This window comes from Domibacillus sp. F004, from assembly GCF_057814295.1.
Map to the genome: position 1 here is coordinate 210,809 of NZ_JBVATB010000003.1, position 16,120 is coordinate 226,928.

A 16,120-nucleotide genomic window follows, 5' to 3' on the forward strand; every position below is an offset into this window, starting at 1 on the left:
ATCAATGTGTCTCGAGAATCAAATATTATCTTGAAAAAGCAGAAAATTTCCTCCATTTTTACCCCTTAAAGCGGCTAATGCCCAGCACAATCCCTGCAGATGCCAGTGTCATGGTCAAAGAAGAACCGCCGTAGCTTAGAAAAGGGAGTGTTACACCTGTTACTGGGAGTAAACCTACTACAACACCTAGATTAATAAATGACTGCAGGCTGATCATCGCGGTAATGCCGCAAACAAGCAGAGCACCGAATGAATCATGCGCACGCATACCAATATGAATGCCACGCCAGATTAGCAGAAAAAAGAGAGTTATGATGAAGGCAGCTCCGATAAGACCTGTCTCCTCCGACCAAATGGCAAATATAAAGTCAGTCTGCGGCTCCGGTAAATAGTAGTATTTTTGCCGGCTCTCGCCATAACCATGTCCAAATAATCCTCCCGGACCCACTGCATAAAGCGACTGAATGATTTGAAAACCGCTTCCGAGCGGATCGGACCATGGATCAAGATAAGCTGTTATCCGTTTCATCCGATAAGGCGCTGATGCAATTAAAACTGCAAGTCCGCCTAAAGCAAACAAACCGGTCATAACAAAAAAACGAATCCGGGCACCCGCGATAAACAATAGAAGAAAAGCAGTACCACCCATGACTGCAGCCGTCCCAAGATCCGGCTGCAGCATAATAAGTCCAAATGCTGCACCAAGGACGATAAGCGGTTTGAATAGCCCTTTCCAAAATAAATGAATGACGTTTTTTCGTTCAGAAAGCAAAACGGAAAAGTAAAAAATAAGCGCAATTTTCATTAATTCTGATGGTTGAAATGAAAGTGATCCGACCCCAATCCAGCTTTGTGATCCGTTTCTTACCATTCCAATCCCTGGAATAAGTACGGCTATTAACAATAAGAAAGCGAGTAATAGCAATGGACGTGCGATTTTTTTCCATACTCGGTAATCAACAGTTGAAACACCTGCCATGATGGTTATGCCAATTGCAGCAAAGAATGCCTGTCTTTGGACAAAATAGAAAGGATTTTCATAGTTAAACTGCCCCCATACTTCTCCTGCACTTGCAACCATAAATAAACCCGAGCCGGTCAAAAGCAATACAAGCATCAAGAATACATAGTCTGGCGCTTGTCTGTAAACGATTCTGCACTCCTTTCCAAAATACTAAAAATAAGAGCCGAAGCCTCATCCGGCTCCGGCTCTTCTTTATAGTGTATTCACACATTTAATAAATATGTCGCCCCGCTCTTCAAATGTTTTGTACTGATCCCAGCTTGCACATGATGGTGACAAAAGAACAATGTCACCTTCCTCTGACAATGAAACGGCTTTTTCCACTGCATCCGTCATATAGTCGGCCTTTTCAAATAATGAAATTCCCGCTTTCATAGCTGTTTTTTCCCATTTATCGGCCGTCTCTCCAAATGCAATAATCGCCTTTACTGAGGTTAGATGTGGAAGTAAGTCATCAAATCCGTTGCCTCGGTCAAGCCCTCCTGCAAGAAGAACAATTGGTGACTTAAAAGCTGTTAATGCACTTTTGGTCGCTAATGTATTTGTGGCTTTTGAATCATTATAAAACTTTCGACCATTCCATTCTCGGACAAACTGCGTCCGGTGACGAACACCTGTAAATCTTTTTAGGACACGGCTGATTGCTTCTGTTGAAACACCCGATAACTTTACAGCCGCAACCGCTGATAAAATATTTTCGAGGTTATGATTACCGGGCAATGCAATATTCGTGATATGCACGATAGCTTCCCCTTGAAAAAAAATCATTTCATCTTCAATATATGCTCCATTTTCTACTTTTCGACTCGCAGAAAATGGAATAACCATCGCTTGACTCGATCCTGCCATCGAGAGAAGAGCTTCCTGATCCGCATTAATAATCAAATAATCTTCTTCTGTTTGATTTTTCGTAATATTCATTTTCGCACCGGCGTATTCTTCTTTGGAACCATGATAATCTAGGTGAGCATCGTAAATATTTATAATAATCGCGATATGCGGACGAAACGTTTGAATGCCCATCAACTGAAACGAGGATAGTTCAATCACGACACAGTCGTCTGTTTCAGCCTTTTGCACAACTTCCGATGCGACTTCTCCGATATTCCCTGCCAGTATGGTTCCTTTGCCGTCTTCTTTCATCATTTCATTAATTAATGTCGTTGTTGTCGTCTTTCCATTCGTTCCAGTAATGCCAATAAAAGGCGCTTCTGAAATAAGTCCTGCAATTTCCACTTCTGTGATAACTGGAATACCTGTCAGCACGGCTGCTGAAATAATAGGATTCGAATATGGTATACCTGGATTTTTAACGATAACTTCAAATCCTTCATCGAGAAGTTCAAGCGGATGGCTGCCGCAAATGACACGGACCCCTTCTGCCTGAAGTGTCCGTGCCGCCTCATTTTCTTCAAGTGGTTTACCGTCGTTGACGGTAACGACTGCCCCTAATTTTTTCAATAGCTTCGCTGCAGCAAGTCCGCTTTTCGCAAGACCGAGCACGAGTACTTTCTTTCCATTATACTGATTGATTTGCTTCATATATTCCATACTCCAATCCAGACGCCAATCGCTGCGGCCACAACTCCGACGAACCAGAACGTGACAACAACACGCCATTCTGACCAGCCGCCAAGCTCAAAATGATGGTGCAACGGGCTCATTCTAAAAATTCGTTTGCCTTTTGTTTTAAAAGACCATACTTGTAAAATAACCGACAGCGTTTCCGCAACGAACACGATACCGATTAATAATAATAAAAATTCAAGTTTCGTTAAAATAGACAATACTGCAATCGCGCCGCCCAGTGCCAGTGAACCCGTGTCACCCATAAAAACATGCGCTGGATAAGCGTTGAATACAAGAAAACCGATGACTGCACCGACAACAGCAAAAGCAAAAATAGCTGTTTCTTCAAGTCCTTGACTCCATGCAATAACCGCGTAAGCACCAAATGCAACGGATGCGGTACCAGATACAAGACCGTCTAGCCCATCTGTTAAATTGACAGCATTTGAAAAGCCTACAAGCCAAAATAAGACGAACACGGCATATAGAATACTCACATCAATCGAAAAGAGCCCGAGTGACAGCTCTGTTGATAATCCATTTTGTGCATAAATAACATAAAATATAATCGAGATGATAATTTGCCCAATTAATTTTTGCAAAGATGTCAATCCAAGGTTCCGCTTCATGACAACTTTAATAAAGTCATCGAGGAAACCAAGAAAGCCGAAACCAATTGTAACGAGTAACAACAAAATTGTTTCTGTACCTACTGAGCCAAACAACTGTACAAAAAACAATGTGGTGACTACAATGGACAGTAAAAAAACGAGGCCGCCCATCGTCGGTGTCCCCGATTTTTGCTGATGAGACTCTGGCCCTTCTTCTCGAATGCTCTGGCCAAATTTTAGCCTGCGTAAAAATGGAATAAATAATGGTGCAATAAGAACGGTTATAAAAAAAGAAACAGCGATAACTAACCCAATCTGCCATTCATTCATGCAAATCCTCCTTTCTTGTCAATAAGCGCTTCTTTTGCGACTTCACGGTCATCAAAATGAATCACATCCTGCCCAATAATTTGATATGTTTCATGTCCTTTGCCGGCAATCACAACAGCATCACCTCGTTTTGCTAAAGTTATAGCCTCACGAATCGCTTCTTTCCTTTCGCTCATGACTGTATACTGCAGCCCTTTCACGCCTGCTTCCATATCGGCTAAAATAGCCGCTGGATCTTCACTGCGAGGGTTGTCCGATGTAAAGATCGCTATGTCTGCATACTGACAAGCTGCCTGTGCCATTAATGGCCTCTTCATTTTATCTCGATCCCCGCCGCATCCGACGATGACGATAATCCGCCCCTCCGTCAGTGGACGAACGGTTTGAAGTACATTAATGAGACTGTCCGGCGTGTGGGCATAATCGACAATAACGGAAACACCACTTTCATTTGGTACCATTTCAAAGCGGCCGGCTACACCATTCACTCGTTCAAGGGCCAATTTCATTGTTTCCGGTGCAATATCTGAAACGAATCCTGCTGCAAACGCTGCAAGCACATTATATACATTGAACAATCCCGCTAATTTGGACTGAATATTAATCGTTCCACCTGGATAATAAATAGTAAAGGCTGTTCCGTCTGACGTAAGACGAATGTTAACCGCTTGAATATCCGCATGATGTTCAACACCGTACGTAACGACAGTGGCAGCTGTCATCGCTTCATATACACGTGATGCCTCGTCGTCCACATTCAGCACGGCATAGGCTTGATTGCCTGCATGAAACGAATTGCCGAGGCGCGCGAATAAAAGACCTTTTGCTGTTCTGTATTCATCCATTGTTCGGTGAAAATCAAGATGATCCTGCGTTAAATTTGTAAAGACAGCCACATTAAACTGTGTACCATTTGTACGTCCCTCCTGCAATGCATGAGATGAGACCTCCATCACAGCAGATGAGACACCTGCCTTCTTCATTTTCGCAAATGTTTTTTGTAATGTTAAACTTTCTGGTGTTGTGTTTTTCGTTTCAATCATTTCATTGCCAATTTTCATATACATGGTCCCGATTAAACCCGTCGTCTCACCGTTGGCCCGAAGAATTTCTTCGATTAGATGACTCGTCGTCGTTTTTCCATTAGTGCCGGTAATAGCAATGAGATGAAATGATTCAGTTGGATGTTCATAAAAATGTGCAGCCAGCTGTGCCATTACTCTTTTCGTGCTGCGCACATAAATAACAGGTACCGGCACATCTACCGGCTGCTCAGCAATAATGGCTACCGCTCCTTTTGCTGCTGCTTCTTTTGCCGCACTATGGCCATCAAATGTATAACCTTTTATACATATAAAAATCGACCCGTTAGAAACAAGACGATGGTCATTTTCAATCGATGTAACTGTCGGATTCCCCGCTTTATCCTGGCTGTAAAATGGAATGGCCTCGAGCAAAGTTGATAAGTCCACGCTTTTCAATCCTTTCTATTAAAAAACAATATGTATAATTCCTGAGATTTCTATTGTAACGAAAAAAAGCCACCGATGCGAATGCTTTTCAGCCTGTTTCAATAATTTTCGGCGGCTTCGCTCAATTATTTCAATAAAACACGCACTTTACTGCCTCTTTCTACTTTAACACCTGCTGACGGTGACTGCGATGCTGCTGTTTCACCGCTGCCTTCAATTTCAATATTAACATTAATTAATTGCTCTTTTAATTCTTGCTTCGTCAGTCCAACAAGATTAGGCATTTCAATCATATCGGGGTCACTCCACGTTTTTTCTTTTTCAATCTGATTTTTTTGCGGTTTAACACCAAGCAGCGGCAGTACATCAGCCATCATCTTTCCGACAATCGGGGCGGCTACCGTTCCGCCAAATTGTACCGTGCCTTTCGGATTATCGATCGCTGTATATATGACGACTTTCGGATCATTAGACGGGGCTACACCGATAAATGAAACGATATGATTGTTTTCTAAATAACGCCCGTCTTTCGCTTTTTGCGCTGTTCCCGTTTTCCCCCCAATTCTGTAGCCTTCTACAAATGCGTTTCGACCTGTTCCTTTTGCAACGACACTTTCAAGTGCTCGACGAACTTCACCAGAAGTTTCCTCTGAAATGACACGCCTTACTTTCTTTCGCTCGTTTTCAATTATTACTTTCCCTGTTTTCGGATTTGTCCAGTTCATCGCTACATACGGACGATACAAAATCCCCCCGTTGACAGCTGCTGAAACCGCCGTAACCTGCTGAATAGGCGTGACCGCCACTCCCTGTCCAAAGGCTGTTGTTGCCGCTTCAACAGGACCTGCTGACTGCTCCGTAAATAAAATACCTGTTCCTTCTCCATATAAATCAATACCTGTTTTTTGTCCGAATCCAAATTTGCGAATATATTGGAAGAGTGCTTTTTTACCGAGACGGTCTCCCATTTCAACGAAACCCGGATTGCATGAATTTTCAACAACTTCAAGAAAGGTCTGATGACCATGCCCTTCTCGTTTCCAGCAGCGCAGCCTCGACCCATTTACGACTACATAGCCCGGATCATGAAAATTCTCTTGATCAAGATCGACTTTCTTTTCTTCTAGCGCTGCTGCTAGTGTAATAATTTTAAATGTCGAACCCGGTTCAAATGTACTCCACACCGGCAAATTGCGATTATACACATCCGGGTCATAATCGCCAAATGTTGCTGGATTGTATGATGGACGGGATGACATAGCTAGTATTTTACCGCTGTTCGGATCCATCGCAATCGCCATTGCCCCGTCTGGCTTGTACATTTTTTCTGCGTTGTCTAGTTCTCGTTCAACAACGGCTTGAATTTTTGCATCAATCGTCAGTTGCAAATCCATTCCGTCTTCAGGCGGTATATAGCTATCAGCCATTCCCGGCATTTTTTCTCCTTTCGCATCAGTGTACATTTGAATAGAGCCAGCTTTTCCTGCCAACTTTTTATCGTAGTACGCTTCGATTCCCGCCAATCCCTGATTATCTACACCGGTAAAACCAATAATATGAGCAAGGCGTTCATTCAATACGTATTCACGGATTGAATCTTCCCCAACCCATACACCTTTCAACTGTAATTTCGTTATTTGCCTAGCTGTTTCAGCTGAAATATTCCGACCTTTTGACTGGAGACGTTCAATCGAAGAACGCTTCGTTATTTTTTCCAATAAAACGGATTCTTTCTCATTCAAAACAGTGGCTAGCTTACGTGCTGTCGTTTGAGGATCTTCAATTTGTGCTGGAATCACGTAAACAGATGATGCATGTTTATTTCCAACAAGAATGGTTCCATTTCGATCTTTAATAAAACCACGCTCGGGCTGAGCAGGAATGCTTCTACCCCACAGTTCTTCCGCTTTCTCGGTTAACTCGCCGCCAATTGACAACTGAATATAGGCCGTGCGGACAATAAGAGCTGTGAATGCAATGAGTGAAACCGCAAGAAGCCAAAACATTCTGTTACGCAATGATTCCCTCTCCTTTCTCCCTTCATGACTATATGCATAGAAAAAGAAAAATTGACAAAAACCGTTATGGAATCCTTCATCCATAACGGTTTTTATCAATTAGCGGGATTGGTCAGAATCTTCTTTTGCCTTTTCATTCGCTTCTTCCACGCTTCCTTGCTGTTTTAGCTGCACAATTAATTTTTGCCCTTCTTTCAATTCACTATCCTTCTGAATATTTTGTGACGTGACATACCCTGTACCGGAATAACTTAATTTCAGTCCGGCAATTTCGGTTATTTTCATCACATCACGGATCGCCCAGCCCGTCATATCAGGCATTGTCCAGTGATCCGATGTAAGAAGCACCGCTTTTTCACCTTGTAACATCTTCTCTCCGGCTGCTGGCACCTGTTTGACAATTTTATTTCCGGTTCCAATAATGACAGGATCTACTCCATATTTTTCATATGCTTGACGCGCTTTAAATGTTTTTTCTTCTATAAAATCTTCTAATTTAACTGTTTTAGAGATGATGTTTTCAGCTGGTTTTACATTCAAATATTGAAGGCTGCTCCGCATGACAGGATTGAATATCCGTGACACAGGGACAGACCCTGATTCATTTTCCAGCTTTGGCTGCGCGACTGCTACATAGACAATCAGCTCAGGGTCATCTTTTGGTGCCATGCCAATGAATGAAAATAAATAGTTGTTTGCTCCAGTTAAATATCTTCCATCATCTCCAACAAGCTGTGCCGTCCCCGTTTTCCCGGCTACTTCATAACCTTCAATTTGATAAGATTTCCCAGTTCCATGTTCAGCCGTCAAAACGGTCTCCAGCACATCCAGTGTTTCATCAGCTGTCTCTTTAGAAATCGGTTCACCAACAACTTCTGGTTCTACGTTCAAGATCGTGTCACCCGTCTCTTTATTGGCAATTTTATCGATAACATACGGTTTCATCATTTTTCCATTATTCGCAATCGCCGTTGCACCTTGGATCATTTGCATCGCGGTAACTGTTGTACCTTGGCCAAACGATGTAGTGACCTGCTCAATCGGAACGTTATACAATATACTTCCAGTTGCTTCATTCGGCAGTTCGATGCCTGTTTTTTGCCCTAAATGGAAATCTTCCAAGTATTGACGGAAAACACCGGGTGTCATTTTCTCCAGAAGTTTGGCCATTGCGACATTAGAAGACCGCTGTATGCCTTCCTCATATGTAATCTCCCCCCATCCAGCGCCGCCATTATGGTCTCGTATACGGTTTGGTCCAACTTGATAAGTACCTGATTCATACGTTTCTTCCGCATCAAATACGCCTTCTTCAATGGCCGCTGCAAGGGTAAATATTTTCGTCGTTGAGCCCGGTTCATATGAATATTCAATAAGGTCATTCATCCAATTGACATCCAACCCTTCACGTGTCCCTGGATGAAATGTAGGACGTTGACTCATTGCTAAAATCTTTCCGGTTTTCGCTTCCGCTACTACCGCAAATGCTTTTGATGGATCATATTGAGCCTCGACTTCATTTAGTGCCTCTTCAAGAAACGTTTGAATCTTAGAATCAATCGTTAAGTAAATATCACTTCCGTCTTCTGGTTCAGCGACCATTTCGTGACGATCTGGCAATAAATAGCCCCATAAATCACTCGTATAGCGAATTTTCCCGTCCTTGCCTTTTAAATACTTTTCGTAAGCTTTCTCAATGCCCATTTGTCCTTCTGTGTGAAACGTAATTTTGCCGTCTTTCCCTTCTTCTTCTATTTGCTGCGTAAAGCCAATTAGATGGGAGGCAAATTTACCGTTCGGATAAAACCGTTTTGCTTGGCGAATAAATGTGATACCCGGCAAATTTTCATTTTCAATTTTGCTTTTCACGCTGTTGGACAAACCACGGCCTGCACTGCCAAATTCTACTTGAAACGGGTCTCCCTCTTTTTTTAATCGTTTTAGTATTTCCGCCTCTTCCATATTAAGATATTTTGCAAGGACTTTCGCTGTTTTCTCAGGATCGGTCACATGATTAGGTTCTTTTGGATCCGTTGTTACGGACGCATCCAATATTGCTGCAATGGTAAACGATGATGTATCCTCTGCAATGACCTCATTATTGGCGTCATATATTGTGCCTCGTTTAGCTTCTAACACATCTGTGCGTCTATATTTTTCAAGAGCTTCATTTTTGAGCTCATGTCCGTCTGCTTTGCCAGTGGCTTGAATGAACAGCACCCGCGAAAATAAGATAAAAAAGAGGAGGGCGAATCCAACAAAAAGGATCGCAGCTCCTATCTTTTGATTATTTCTATTTTCAATCATTTCGGTTCAACAACCTTAATGTTTTTATCACTTAAATCAAGACCCATGGCTTGTGTGCGTTCCCATATCTTTTCATATGTGCTTTCTTCACTAATTTGCATATCAAGATCACGGTTTACTTTTTCTTGTTCTTGGATTTTTGCATTCATATCCTGTATTTGTTTATTCGTTTCATAAATCGCAGCCTGTGTAGAAATGAGCTTAGCACACATAAAACAAATCATCAGGAAAAAAACAAAAAATAATACTTTTTCACCCGGGGTAAAGAAATGCTTATTCACTTTGCGCTGCTTGACAGACGACGACGTTTTCGGTTGTTCAATGATTGGTTGTTCCGCTGTATTATTCATCTTGATCCCCCCTAAACGGTTGCCTTTCTTTTTTCTGCAATGCGCAGTTTTGCGGATCGCGCCCGATTGTTTTCTTCTAACTCTTCTTCCGCTGGCACAATTGGTTTTCTCGTTACAAGTTTTAAAACAGGCTCAAACTCTTCTGGAATGATCGGCAATCCAGGCGGCAATTCCGGTCCTTTTGACGCTTCTTTAAATACCGTTTTGCAAATACGGTCTTCAAGCGAATGAAATGTAATGACGCTAATACGCCCATTTATATTTAAAAGAGCTATCGCATCGTCAAGCGAGCGCTCGAACACCCCAAGTTCATCATTCACCGCAATACGGATCGCTTGGAAAACGCGTTTGGCGGGATGCCCGCCTTTTCGTCTAGCTGGTGCTGGAATAGCATCTTTAATTAATTCGGTCAGTTCACCGGTTGTTTCTACCGGTTTTTTTTCACGCGCTGCTTCAATTTTACGGGCAATTTGCTTTGAAAATTTTTCTTCCCCGTATTTAAAGAAAATACGAACAAGTTGTTCAAATGACCATTCATTTACGACATTATAAGCAGACAATGCAGCTTTTGTATCCATACGCATATCGAGCGGGGCATCGTGATGATAGCTAAATCCTCGTTCTGGCGTGTCCAACTGAGGCGATGAAACACCCAGGTCATATAAAATCCCATCAGCCCCCGTTACACCATGGCTTTTAAGTTCACTCTTTATGTGTTCAAAATTGCTATTTATAAATACGACACGATCACCATACGCAGCGAGACGTTTTTTCGCATGTTCAATAGCTGTTTCATCTTGATCAAACGCATATAATTTTCCATGTGGACCAAGCTGAGATAATAAATATTCGCTGTGACCTGCTCCGCCCAGTGTACAGTCTACATAAATTCCATCCGGGCGAATATTAAGCCCATCGACCGTTTCGCGCAAAAGCACGGTCGTATGATTAAATTCCATTTTCATATCAGTCCAATCACATTTATAAATCAAAATCTGTCAAATTTTCAGCGATATCCGAGTAGAACTGTGCCGATGAGGCGAGGTAGTCGTTCCAATTTGAAGTATTCCATATCTCCATCCGGTTCGAGACACCTATAATGACGCAGTCTTTTTCAAGTAACGCATAGTTCATAAGCAGGTCTGGTAAATTAATGCGGCCCTGCTTATCGAGCGGACATTCATTGGCTCCTGAAAAAAAGAACCGGGTAAATGCTCGCGCATCTTTTTTCGTCAGCGGCAATGTTAACAGCTTCTCTTCAAGTACTTTCCATTCGCACGGCGGGTATAAAAACAAGCATTTATCAAGGCCTCGCGTCACAATGATCGTTTTGTCAAAACCCTCGCGAAACTTCGCCGGAATAATGACTCTTCCTTTTTCATCAATGGTATGACGGTATTCGCCCATAAACATTGTTGTTTCCCCACTTTCTAAACTAACTTTACCACATCCCCCCACTTTGCACCACCATTTTCATTTCTTCCTGCATCCTTTGTTTTCTTCGTGCCTTTTTTCTTTTTTAACCTAAAAAAAGCCTGCCAAAAAGGCAGACTTTTGCTTCACATATAGATAAGATAATGATCCCCTTTATGGTCAAAGGACTGTTCCATTAACTTTTCGATAAATGATGGTCCATACGTATTTAAAAAGGAATAAATATTCCATATTCTTTCTTGCGGCCCGCCTGGATGCAGCGCCGATTCAAGACGATCATAACGCAGCAAAGCTGCCTCATGTGTTTGTTTAAGCACGGCATCACTCTTTTGAATTAAAAATTCAATTTGGCGTTCATGATATGCTTTGTTTTTTTTCACAATCGGCATTAGCCCATTATGAAGCTTGCTTGCCCGCTGCTCAATTTTCTCATAACTTGCAAAAAGATCCGCTTTCATTTCAGCTATCAGTTCATGTAAATGATGATCACGGACTGATTCAATATACGCTTCTTTTTCTATTTTGACGCCCGACTGAATGATCTGTTCTATCGTCAAATCGATTTCAGCAGCGATTCCTGCGATAGGACGTTCAACAATCGAAATATTAACACGCGGTACCACCAACGGCATTTTCAACTCAAAATGATGGAATGCGTGATTCAATTCTGCCCAGTAAGCAATCTCGCCTGGACCCGCAATAAATGCAAGCGTTGGAAATAGCCATTCTTGCATTAATGGCCGTGTGACGACATTGTTGCTAAAGTTGTGGGGAGACATTTCAAGCAGTTCAAGCAGTTCATTTTCTGAATAAGAACGCCCGCTTTTACTTCGATATCGATCGCCGTCTCTTTCAAGTAAATGGCGTTCACCATCTTCAATTAGAAATAAGTTGGCCGGCTGCTCCCCCGTTTCAATTGCTAATGTATATGCTGCTTTTTTTATTTCTTCTTGTGCTTCGGCAACGGATGCAGCCAGTTGTTTATTTTCTATAATTAAGCGTTTGAAAAATGGAACTTCTAGTTGCCTTAATGCTGGATCCGCTGCATCCATAAGCAAAAGACCGTACTTGCTAAACAATGTTTGCGTTAGCTGTGCAAAAAAAGCAGTCAATGTATCGTGCTGATGAACAGCTTCGAGAACATCTTGCCGAAGCTGATTTGTATGATTTGTTTCTTTCATACAGGAAAAAACAGATGTAATCCACTTTTCCATTGTGTTCTTGTCATAAATCGTTTCCGAAGCCATTTGTTTTTTTATAAATCGTTCCGGATAGCCTATTTTATGCATTCTGCCTTCTTTTTCCACGTGGACATGATTAATTTCTAAAAGATCATGATCTTCACCGGCGATCCAAAAAACAGGTACAATAGGAAGACCCAGTTTCTTTTCCTGGTCGGATGCAAGTTGAATAATGGATATGATTTTATGTATAGAATAAAGCGGGCCGGTTAATAATCCTGCTTGCTGTCCGCCAATGATGACAAGTGAATTTTCATCACGCAGTTTTGCAAGCGATCGTTCCGTTTCCTCGGTCAATTGAAATGGCTGCATATAATTGTAAATAATGTCTGCCAGTTTTTGACGCTCATAATGCCGCTTTTGTACATCCGCTGCTCTAGCTGCAAACTCCTCCTGCTCGAACGGACGATAGTCAAAATAACGAGCGGTCTGTTCATCTCCGCTTATGTAGTCTTTTGCAAAACGATTTAAAGCGGGAACCGAAATGCATTCTTGTTCCATAAATGTACTTCCTTTCTGCGCACAATTTCTTGTATGAGTATACCATCTGGTGGAACGAAAGGAAAAACAATGTGCCTATTTTCTGAATATTATTTCAGAAAGCACCCTTTTTTACAGCTTATTTTTAATTCTGTATACCTATCTTTTACTGCAGCGACACTCATGAGGATCAAGATGAGCGAATGTATGCCGTTATGACTCTGGTCGGTTTAACAGGTTTTGAAAAGCACTATCCTTAAATAGGCGGCGGGCAACAGCAATGAAGTGCACTGGCTCCAGATCCGTCCCTTATTTTTATTTGATGAGCCGTTCAGTAATTTAGACACTGACTTGCAAATTAAAATACGCGATGAGCTGCGTGATGTTTTTTAAAAAAGCAGGCATTACATGCATTTTTGTTATACATGACCCAAAAGACACAAAAATGATTGCCGGTCTTGTCATCGTTATCGAAAAGGGTTTTATTATAAAAACAGGCACGCCTGAACTTATTTTGACATACGTTTAGCCGTCTTTTCTTTCCCCTTTACAATATTGTATAGAAGATGAAAAGATGGCACATGCCGTTTTTGTTTTTTCGCTTCTTTTAACAGAATACCAATAATTGCATCGATTTCAGTAAGTCTCCCTGCTTTCATATCTTTTAACATCGATGATTCATTATTTGCTGTTTTGTTACAGATAGAGAGTACAGATTGAAAAGTCTCTTCTTCCGTTTTATATGGATAAACAGCTGCGAATTCCTGACAAAGATCTTTCATGATCGACCGGTATTGCTCGTTGCCAGCAATCTCTCCATTCTTCACTTGAAGGACAGCTGTCAGTGGATTAATCACGGCGTTCGCTGCCATTTTTTCAATAAGCATATGTTGAATATCTTCTCTCCATTCAAACGGAAAAGACTTCGTTTGAATGTCTTCTATAATCGTTTCAGTTCCTCCTCGATAAGTACCGATATTCGTTTTATTCCGCCCGTTTACTTGAATTGTCCGTTCATCTATTTTGACAATACCATGTTCAATTGAGGCCACATATACGTTCTTTTGTGACAGCTTCTTCATTAAGTCCAGATGACTCATTCCGTTTTGAATAAATAGAATAGCATGCACATCCGCGCTTTGTAATACCTTCATGATTTCTCTTAGATGATATTGTTTAACTGCAACGACAAGCAAATCCGCATTTATAGTTCCTATCTTTTTTGAATGAACATAATGAACGGTTTCCATTTCATTTTCGATTACACATATTCCTTCTGACTGTATCTTTTCTGCCTGCTGACTTGTCCTAGTCCGCAGTGTCACAACATGATTACCATTCCACTGCGTGGCAAAAAATAATCCAACAGCACCACCACCAATAATTTGTATGTTCATTATCTTCGCACAAGAGAAATGACACTTTCACTAAGCAACATGTCTCCTGCGCTTCCTCCTTTTCATGATATAGTCGGTTAGGAGATAACCACTAGGCGACTAATGCAACCATCCGGTCATGAGCGCTACTTTTTTAACATTTATGAAAAGTGACGCACTAAATTAATATTTGATTCCTGGCGTATGTAAGCGGTAACATTAATTCACTACATTTTTTATTATGTTTATTATATAATAGAAGTGAACATACAGGTCAAGATTGAGGGCTAAGGGGGAAAAAGCGTATGGGACTAAGTGTTGAAAATTTAAAAATGAATTTCAAAACGATTGATGAATTCAAATCGTTTAAAGAGTATGGACTTGAAGAACTATCAATGCTTGATGAATTACACATTTCAATGGTAGAAGATAATACAACATCTCCTTTTTATGGAATTTATTATGGTGACCGTCTCGCTGCACGTATGTGCTTATACGTGCGGGAAGATAACCTGAATTTAATTCCAACGAGCGAAAAATATTTGGAAATCTGGAAGCTTGAAGTTTTGCCTGCATTCCAGCATAAAGGATTTGGCCGTATGCTTGTAGAGTTTGCCAAGTCATTTCAATTGCCAATTATGACGAAGCCGCGCGTTAAATCACAATCCTTTTGGAAAAAAATGAATTTTGTTCCCGTATCAGAAACGAGCACACGCCTCATTTGGGACCCGAACGTGGCTGATAAAAAAATAATTAGCTGATTTTAAAAGCAAGCTGTCTTCATTTCAGACAGCTTGCTTTTTTATCGCTTCTCTTTTGAAAGAAATGATGCCATCGCTTCTTGATGAGCAAGCTGTTCCCATAAAATTGCACATTCTTTTATTTCCATGTTCATACGATGCTGCAAATTACTTGCTTCCCATTTGGCAATCAGCATTTTTTTATACGCGGTTAGAACTGAGCCCGCTATCCTCTGTTCCTTTTTGAAAAAAGTTTTTGCTTCTGACAGGCCAGCCTGCTCGCTTATCCGGTCGACAAAACCAAGCTGCTTCAGTTGCTCCGCTTGGAAAACAGCCGATTCTGAAAGCATTTTAAATGCATATTGAGGTTCGATCCGTTCCAGTAAAAGTGATCCTCCTCCCCAGCCGGTTGTTATAGCCATACTCCCTTGAATAAACCCGATTTTTACACCTGTACGGGCAATACGATAGTCACATGCTGCTGCGATTTCACATCCACCGCCTACTGCTGAGCCATTTAATAGGGCAACTGTTGGCTTCGGTAATGTTGCCAGTGTATATAAAACATCCCCCATTTTCGATAACATATTATAGGCTTCTTTTTCTGTACGGAGTGCATGAAAAATGGATAGGTCTCCTCCAGAACAAAAGGCTTGTTCTCCTTCGCCAGTAACAGCAAGTATTCGTACATCCTCTTTCTTTGCCCGCTCGACTACTGCTTTTAAACCGTCCATCACTGCATAATTGATCGCATTTCTTTTTTCTTCCCGCTTAATCGTAAATAATAAGATGCCGCTCTGTTCATCCAGTTCTACTGTATAATCCATCAAAAGAAGCCTCCTTTCATTCATTGCAGCGCTTTCAAAATTCAAGAAACAAGTACAAAAAAGGCAGAGAGCCATGGTCTCTCTGCCTTTTTTGAAAGAATAGAAAAGTCTTATTTGTTAACAACTTCTTTACCTTTATATGTTCCGCACTCTTTGCATACGCGGTGCGCAAGTTTCATTTCACCACAGTTCGGGCAAGAAACCATACCGGGCACTTGCAATTTAAAATGCGTACGGCGTTTGTTTTTGCGTGTAGTGGATGTTCTTCTAAAAGGTACTGCCATGTGATATACACCTCCTTAAAGGAATAAAAACTATATGAAGCCAGAATAGCTGTACTT

General features: G+C 41.4%; 14 protein-coding genes. 1 reads left to right on the top strand and 13 read right to left on the bottom strand.

Translation table 11 applies throughout. The features are described from left to right. Positions 1–58 precede the first annotated feature (58 nt). From spoVE to ACZYRN_RS09680, 11 genes are all read right to left on the bottom strand, one after another. Positions 59–1,153, bottom strand: coding sequence for a stage V sporulation protein E (gene spoVE / locus ACZYRN_RS09630; RefSeq protein WP_488911746.1), 1,095 nt, complete (start codon positions 1,151–1,153; stop codon positions 59–61). A 63-nt stretch (positions 1,154–1,216) separates the two neighbouring features. After that, entirely contained in the window at positions 1,217–2,566 is a 1,350-nt protein-coding gene (gene murD, locus ACZYRN_RS09635) for a UDP-N-acetylmuramoyl-L-alanine--D-glutamate ligase (protein WP_488911338.1), read from the bottom strand. Next, the gene (mraY, locus tag ACZYRN_RS09640) at positions 2,563–3,534 is read right to left on the bottom strand and encodes a phospho-N-acetylmuramoyl-pentapeptide-transferase (RefSeq protein ID WP_488911339.1); all 972 of its coding nucleotides are present in this window, start codon (positions 3,532–3,534) and stop codon (positions 2,563–2,565) included. The genes murD and mraY overlap by 4 nt, the downstream gene beginning before the upstream one ends. Next, complete coding sequence (locus ACZYRN_RS09645) at positions 3,531–5,006, bottom strand: UDP-N-acetylmuramoyl-L-alanyl-D-glutamate--2,6-diaminopimelate ligase (RefSeq protein WP_488911340.1); 1,476 nt, start codon at positions 5,004–5,006, stop codon at positions 3,531–3,533. Before ACZYRN_RS09645 ends, mraY begins: the two co-directional genes overlap by 4 nt. Before the next feature lie 125 nt (positions 5,007–5,131). Continuing rightward, complete coding sequence (locus ACZYRN_RS09650) at positions 5,132–7,012, bottom strand: stage V sporulation protein D (protein ID WP_488911747.1); 1,881 nt, start codon at positions 7,010–7,012, stop codon at positions 5,132–5,134. A 111-nt stretch (positions 7,013–7,123) separates the two neighbouring features. After that, positions 7,124–9,331 (bottom strand): penicillin-binding protein, encoded by a 2,208-nt coding sequence (locus ACZYRN_RS09655; RefSeq protein WP_488911341.1) that lies wholly within the window; start codon positions 9,329–9,331, stop codon positions 7,124–7,126. Next, the gene (ftsL, locus tag ACZYRN_RS09660; RefSeq protein ID WP_488911343.1) at positions 9,328–9,681 is read right to left on the bottom strand and encodes a cell division protein FtsL; all 354 of its coding nucleotides are present in this window, start codon (positions 9,679–9,681) and stop codon (positions 9,328–9,330) included. Before ftsL ends, ACZYRN_RS09655 begins: the two co-directional genes overlap by 4 nt. Before the next feature lie 11 nt (positions 9,682–9,692). Continuing rightward, positions 9,693–10,640, bottom strand: coding sequence for a 16S rRNA (cytosine(1402)-N(4))-methyltransferase RsmH (rsmH, locus tag ACZYRN_RS09665; protein ID WP_488911344.1), 948 nt, complete (start codon positions 10,638–10,640; stop codon positions 9,693–9,695). A gap of 22 nt (positions 10,641–10,662) precedes the next feature. Continuing rightward, complete coding sequence (mraZ, locus tag ACZYRN_RS09670; protein WP_488911748.1) at positions 10,663–11,094, bottom strand: division/cell wall cluster transcriptional repressor MraZ; 432 nt, start codon at positions 11,092–11,094, stop codon at positions 10,663–10,665. A 146-nt stretch (positions 11,095–11,240) separates the two neighbouring features. Next, entirely contained in the window at positions 11,241–12,857 is a 1,617-nt protein-coding gene (bshC, locus tag ACZYRN_RS09675; protein WP_488911345.1) for a bacillithiol biosynthesis cysteine-adding enzyme BshC, read from the bottom strand. 488 nt (positions 12,858–13,345) lie between these two features. After that, positions 13,346–14,233 (bottom strand): 2-dehydropantoate 2-reductase, encoded by an 888-nt coding sequence (locus tag ACZYRN_RS09680; protein ID WP_488911346.1) that lies wholly within the window; start codon positions 14,231–14,233, stop codon positions 13,346–13,348. Between the two features lie 284 nt (positions 14,234–14,517). Here ACZYRN_RS09680 and ACZYRN_RS09685 point away from each other — a divergent pair, with 284 nt between their 5' ends. Then, positions 14,518–14,973, top strand: coding sequence for an N-acetyltransferase (locus ACZYRN_RS09685; protein ID WP_488911347.1), 456 nt, complete (start codon positions 14,518–14,520; stop codon positions 14,971–14,973). A 41-nt stretch (positions 14,974–15,014) separates the two neighbouring features. Here ACZYRN_RS09685 and ACZYRN_RS09690 read toward each other — a convergent pair whose 3' ends face one another. Beyond that, positions 15,015–15,779, bottom strand: coding sequence for an enoyl-CoA hydratase/isomerase family protein (locus ACZYRN_RS09690; protein ID WP_488911348.1), 765 nt, complete (start codon positions 15,777–15,779; stop codon positions 15,015–15,017). A 110-nt stretch (positions 15,780–15,889) separates the two neighbouring features. Next, entirely contained in the window at positions 15,890–16,063 is a 174-nt protein-coding gene (rpmF, locus tag ACZYRN_RS09695) for a 50S ribosomal protein L32 (protein WP_488911349.1), read from the bottom strand. Positions 16,064–16,120: the final 57 nt, after the last annotated feature.

Bases quoted from the DNA above. Each gene is read 5' to 3' on its own strand.
- murD (WP_488911338.1), bottom strand. From the start codon at position 2,566: ATGAAGCAAATCAATCAGTATAATGGAAAGAAAGTACTCGTGCTCGGT.
- mraY (WP_488911339.1), bottom strand. From the start codon at position 3,534: ATGAATGAATGGCAGATTGGGTTAGTTATCGCTGTTTCTTTTTTTATA.
- ACZYRN_RS09650 (WP_488911747.1), bottom strand. From the start codon at position 7,012: ATGTTTTGGCTTCTTGCGGTTTCACTCATTGCATTCACAGCTCTTATT.
- ACZYRN_RS09655 (WP_488911341.1), bottom strand. From the start codon at position 9,331: ATGATTGAAAATAGAAATAATCAAAAGATAGGAGCTGCGATCCTTTTT.
- ftsL (WP_488911343.1), bottom strand. From the start codon at position 9,681: ATGAATAATACAGCGGAACAACCAATCATTGAACAACCGAAAACGTCG.
- rsmH (WP_488911344.1), bottom strand. From the start codon at position 10,640: ATGGAATTTAATCATACGACCGTGCTTTTGCGCGAAACGGTCGATGGG.
- mraZ (WP_488911748.1), bottom strand. From the start codon at position 11,094: ATGTTTATGGGCGAATACCGTCATACCATTGATGAAAAAGGAAGAGTC.
- bshC (WP_488911345.1), bottom strand. From the start codon at position 12,857: ATGGAACAAGAATGCATTTCGGTTCCCGCTTTAAATCGTTTTGCAAAA.
- ACZYRN_RS09680 (WP_488911346.1), bottom strand. From the start codon at position 14,233: ATGAACATACAAATTATTGGTGGTGGTGCTGTTGGATTATTTTTTGCC.
- ACZYRN_RS09685 (WP_488911347.1), top strand. From the start codon at position 14,518: ATGGGACTAAGTGTTGAAAATTTAAAAATGAATTTCAAAACGATTGAT.
- ACZYRN_RS09690 (WP_488911348.1), bottom strand. From the start codon at position 15,779: ATGGATTATACAGTAGAACTGGATGAACAGAGCGGCATCTTATTATTT.
- rpmF (WP_488911349.1), bottom strand. From the start codon at position 16,063: ATGGCAGTACCTTTTAGAAGAACATCCACTACACGCAAAAACAAACGC.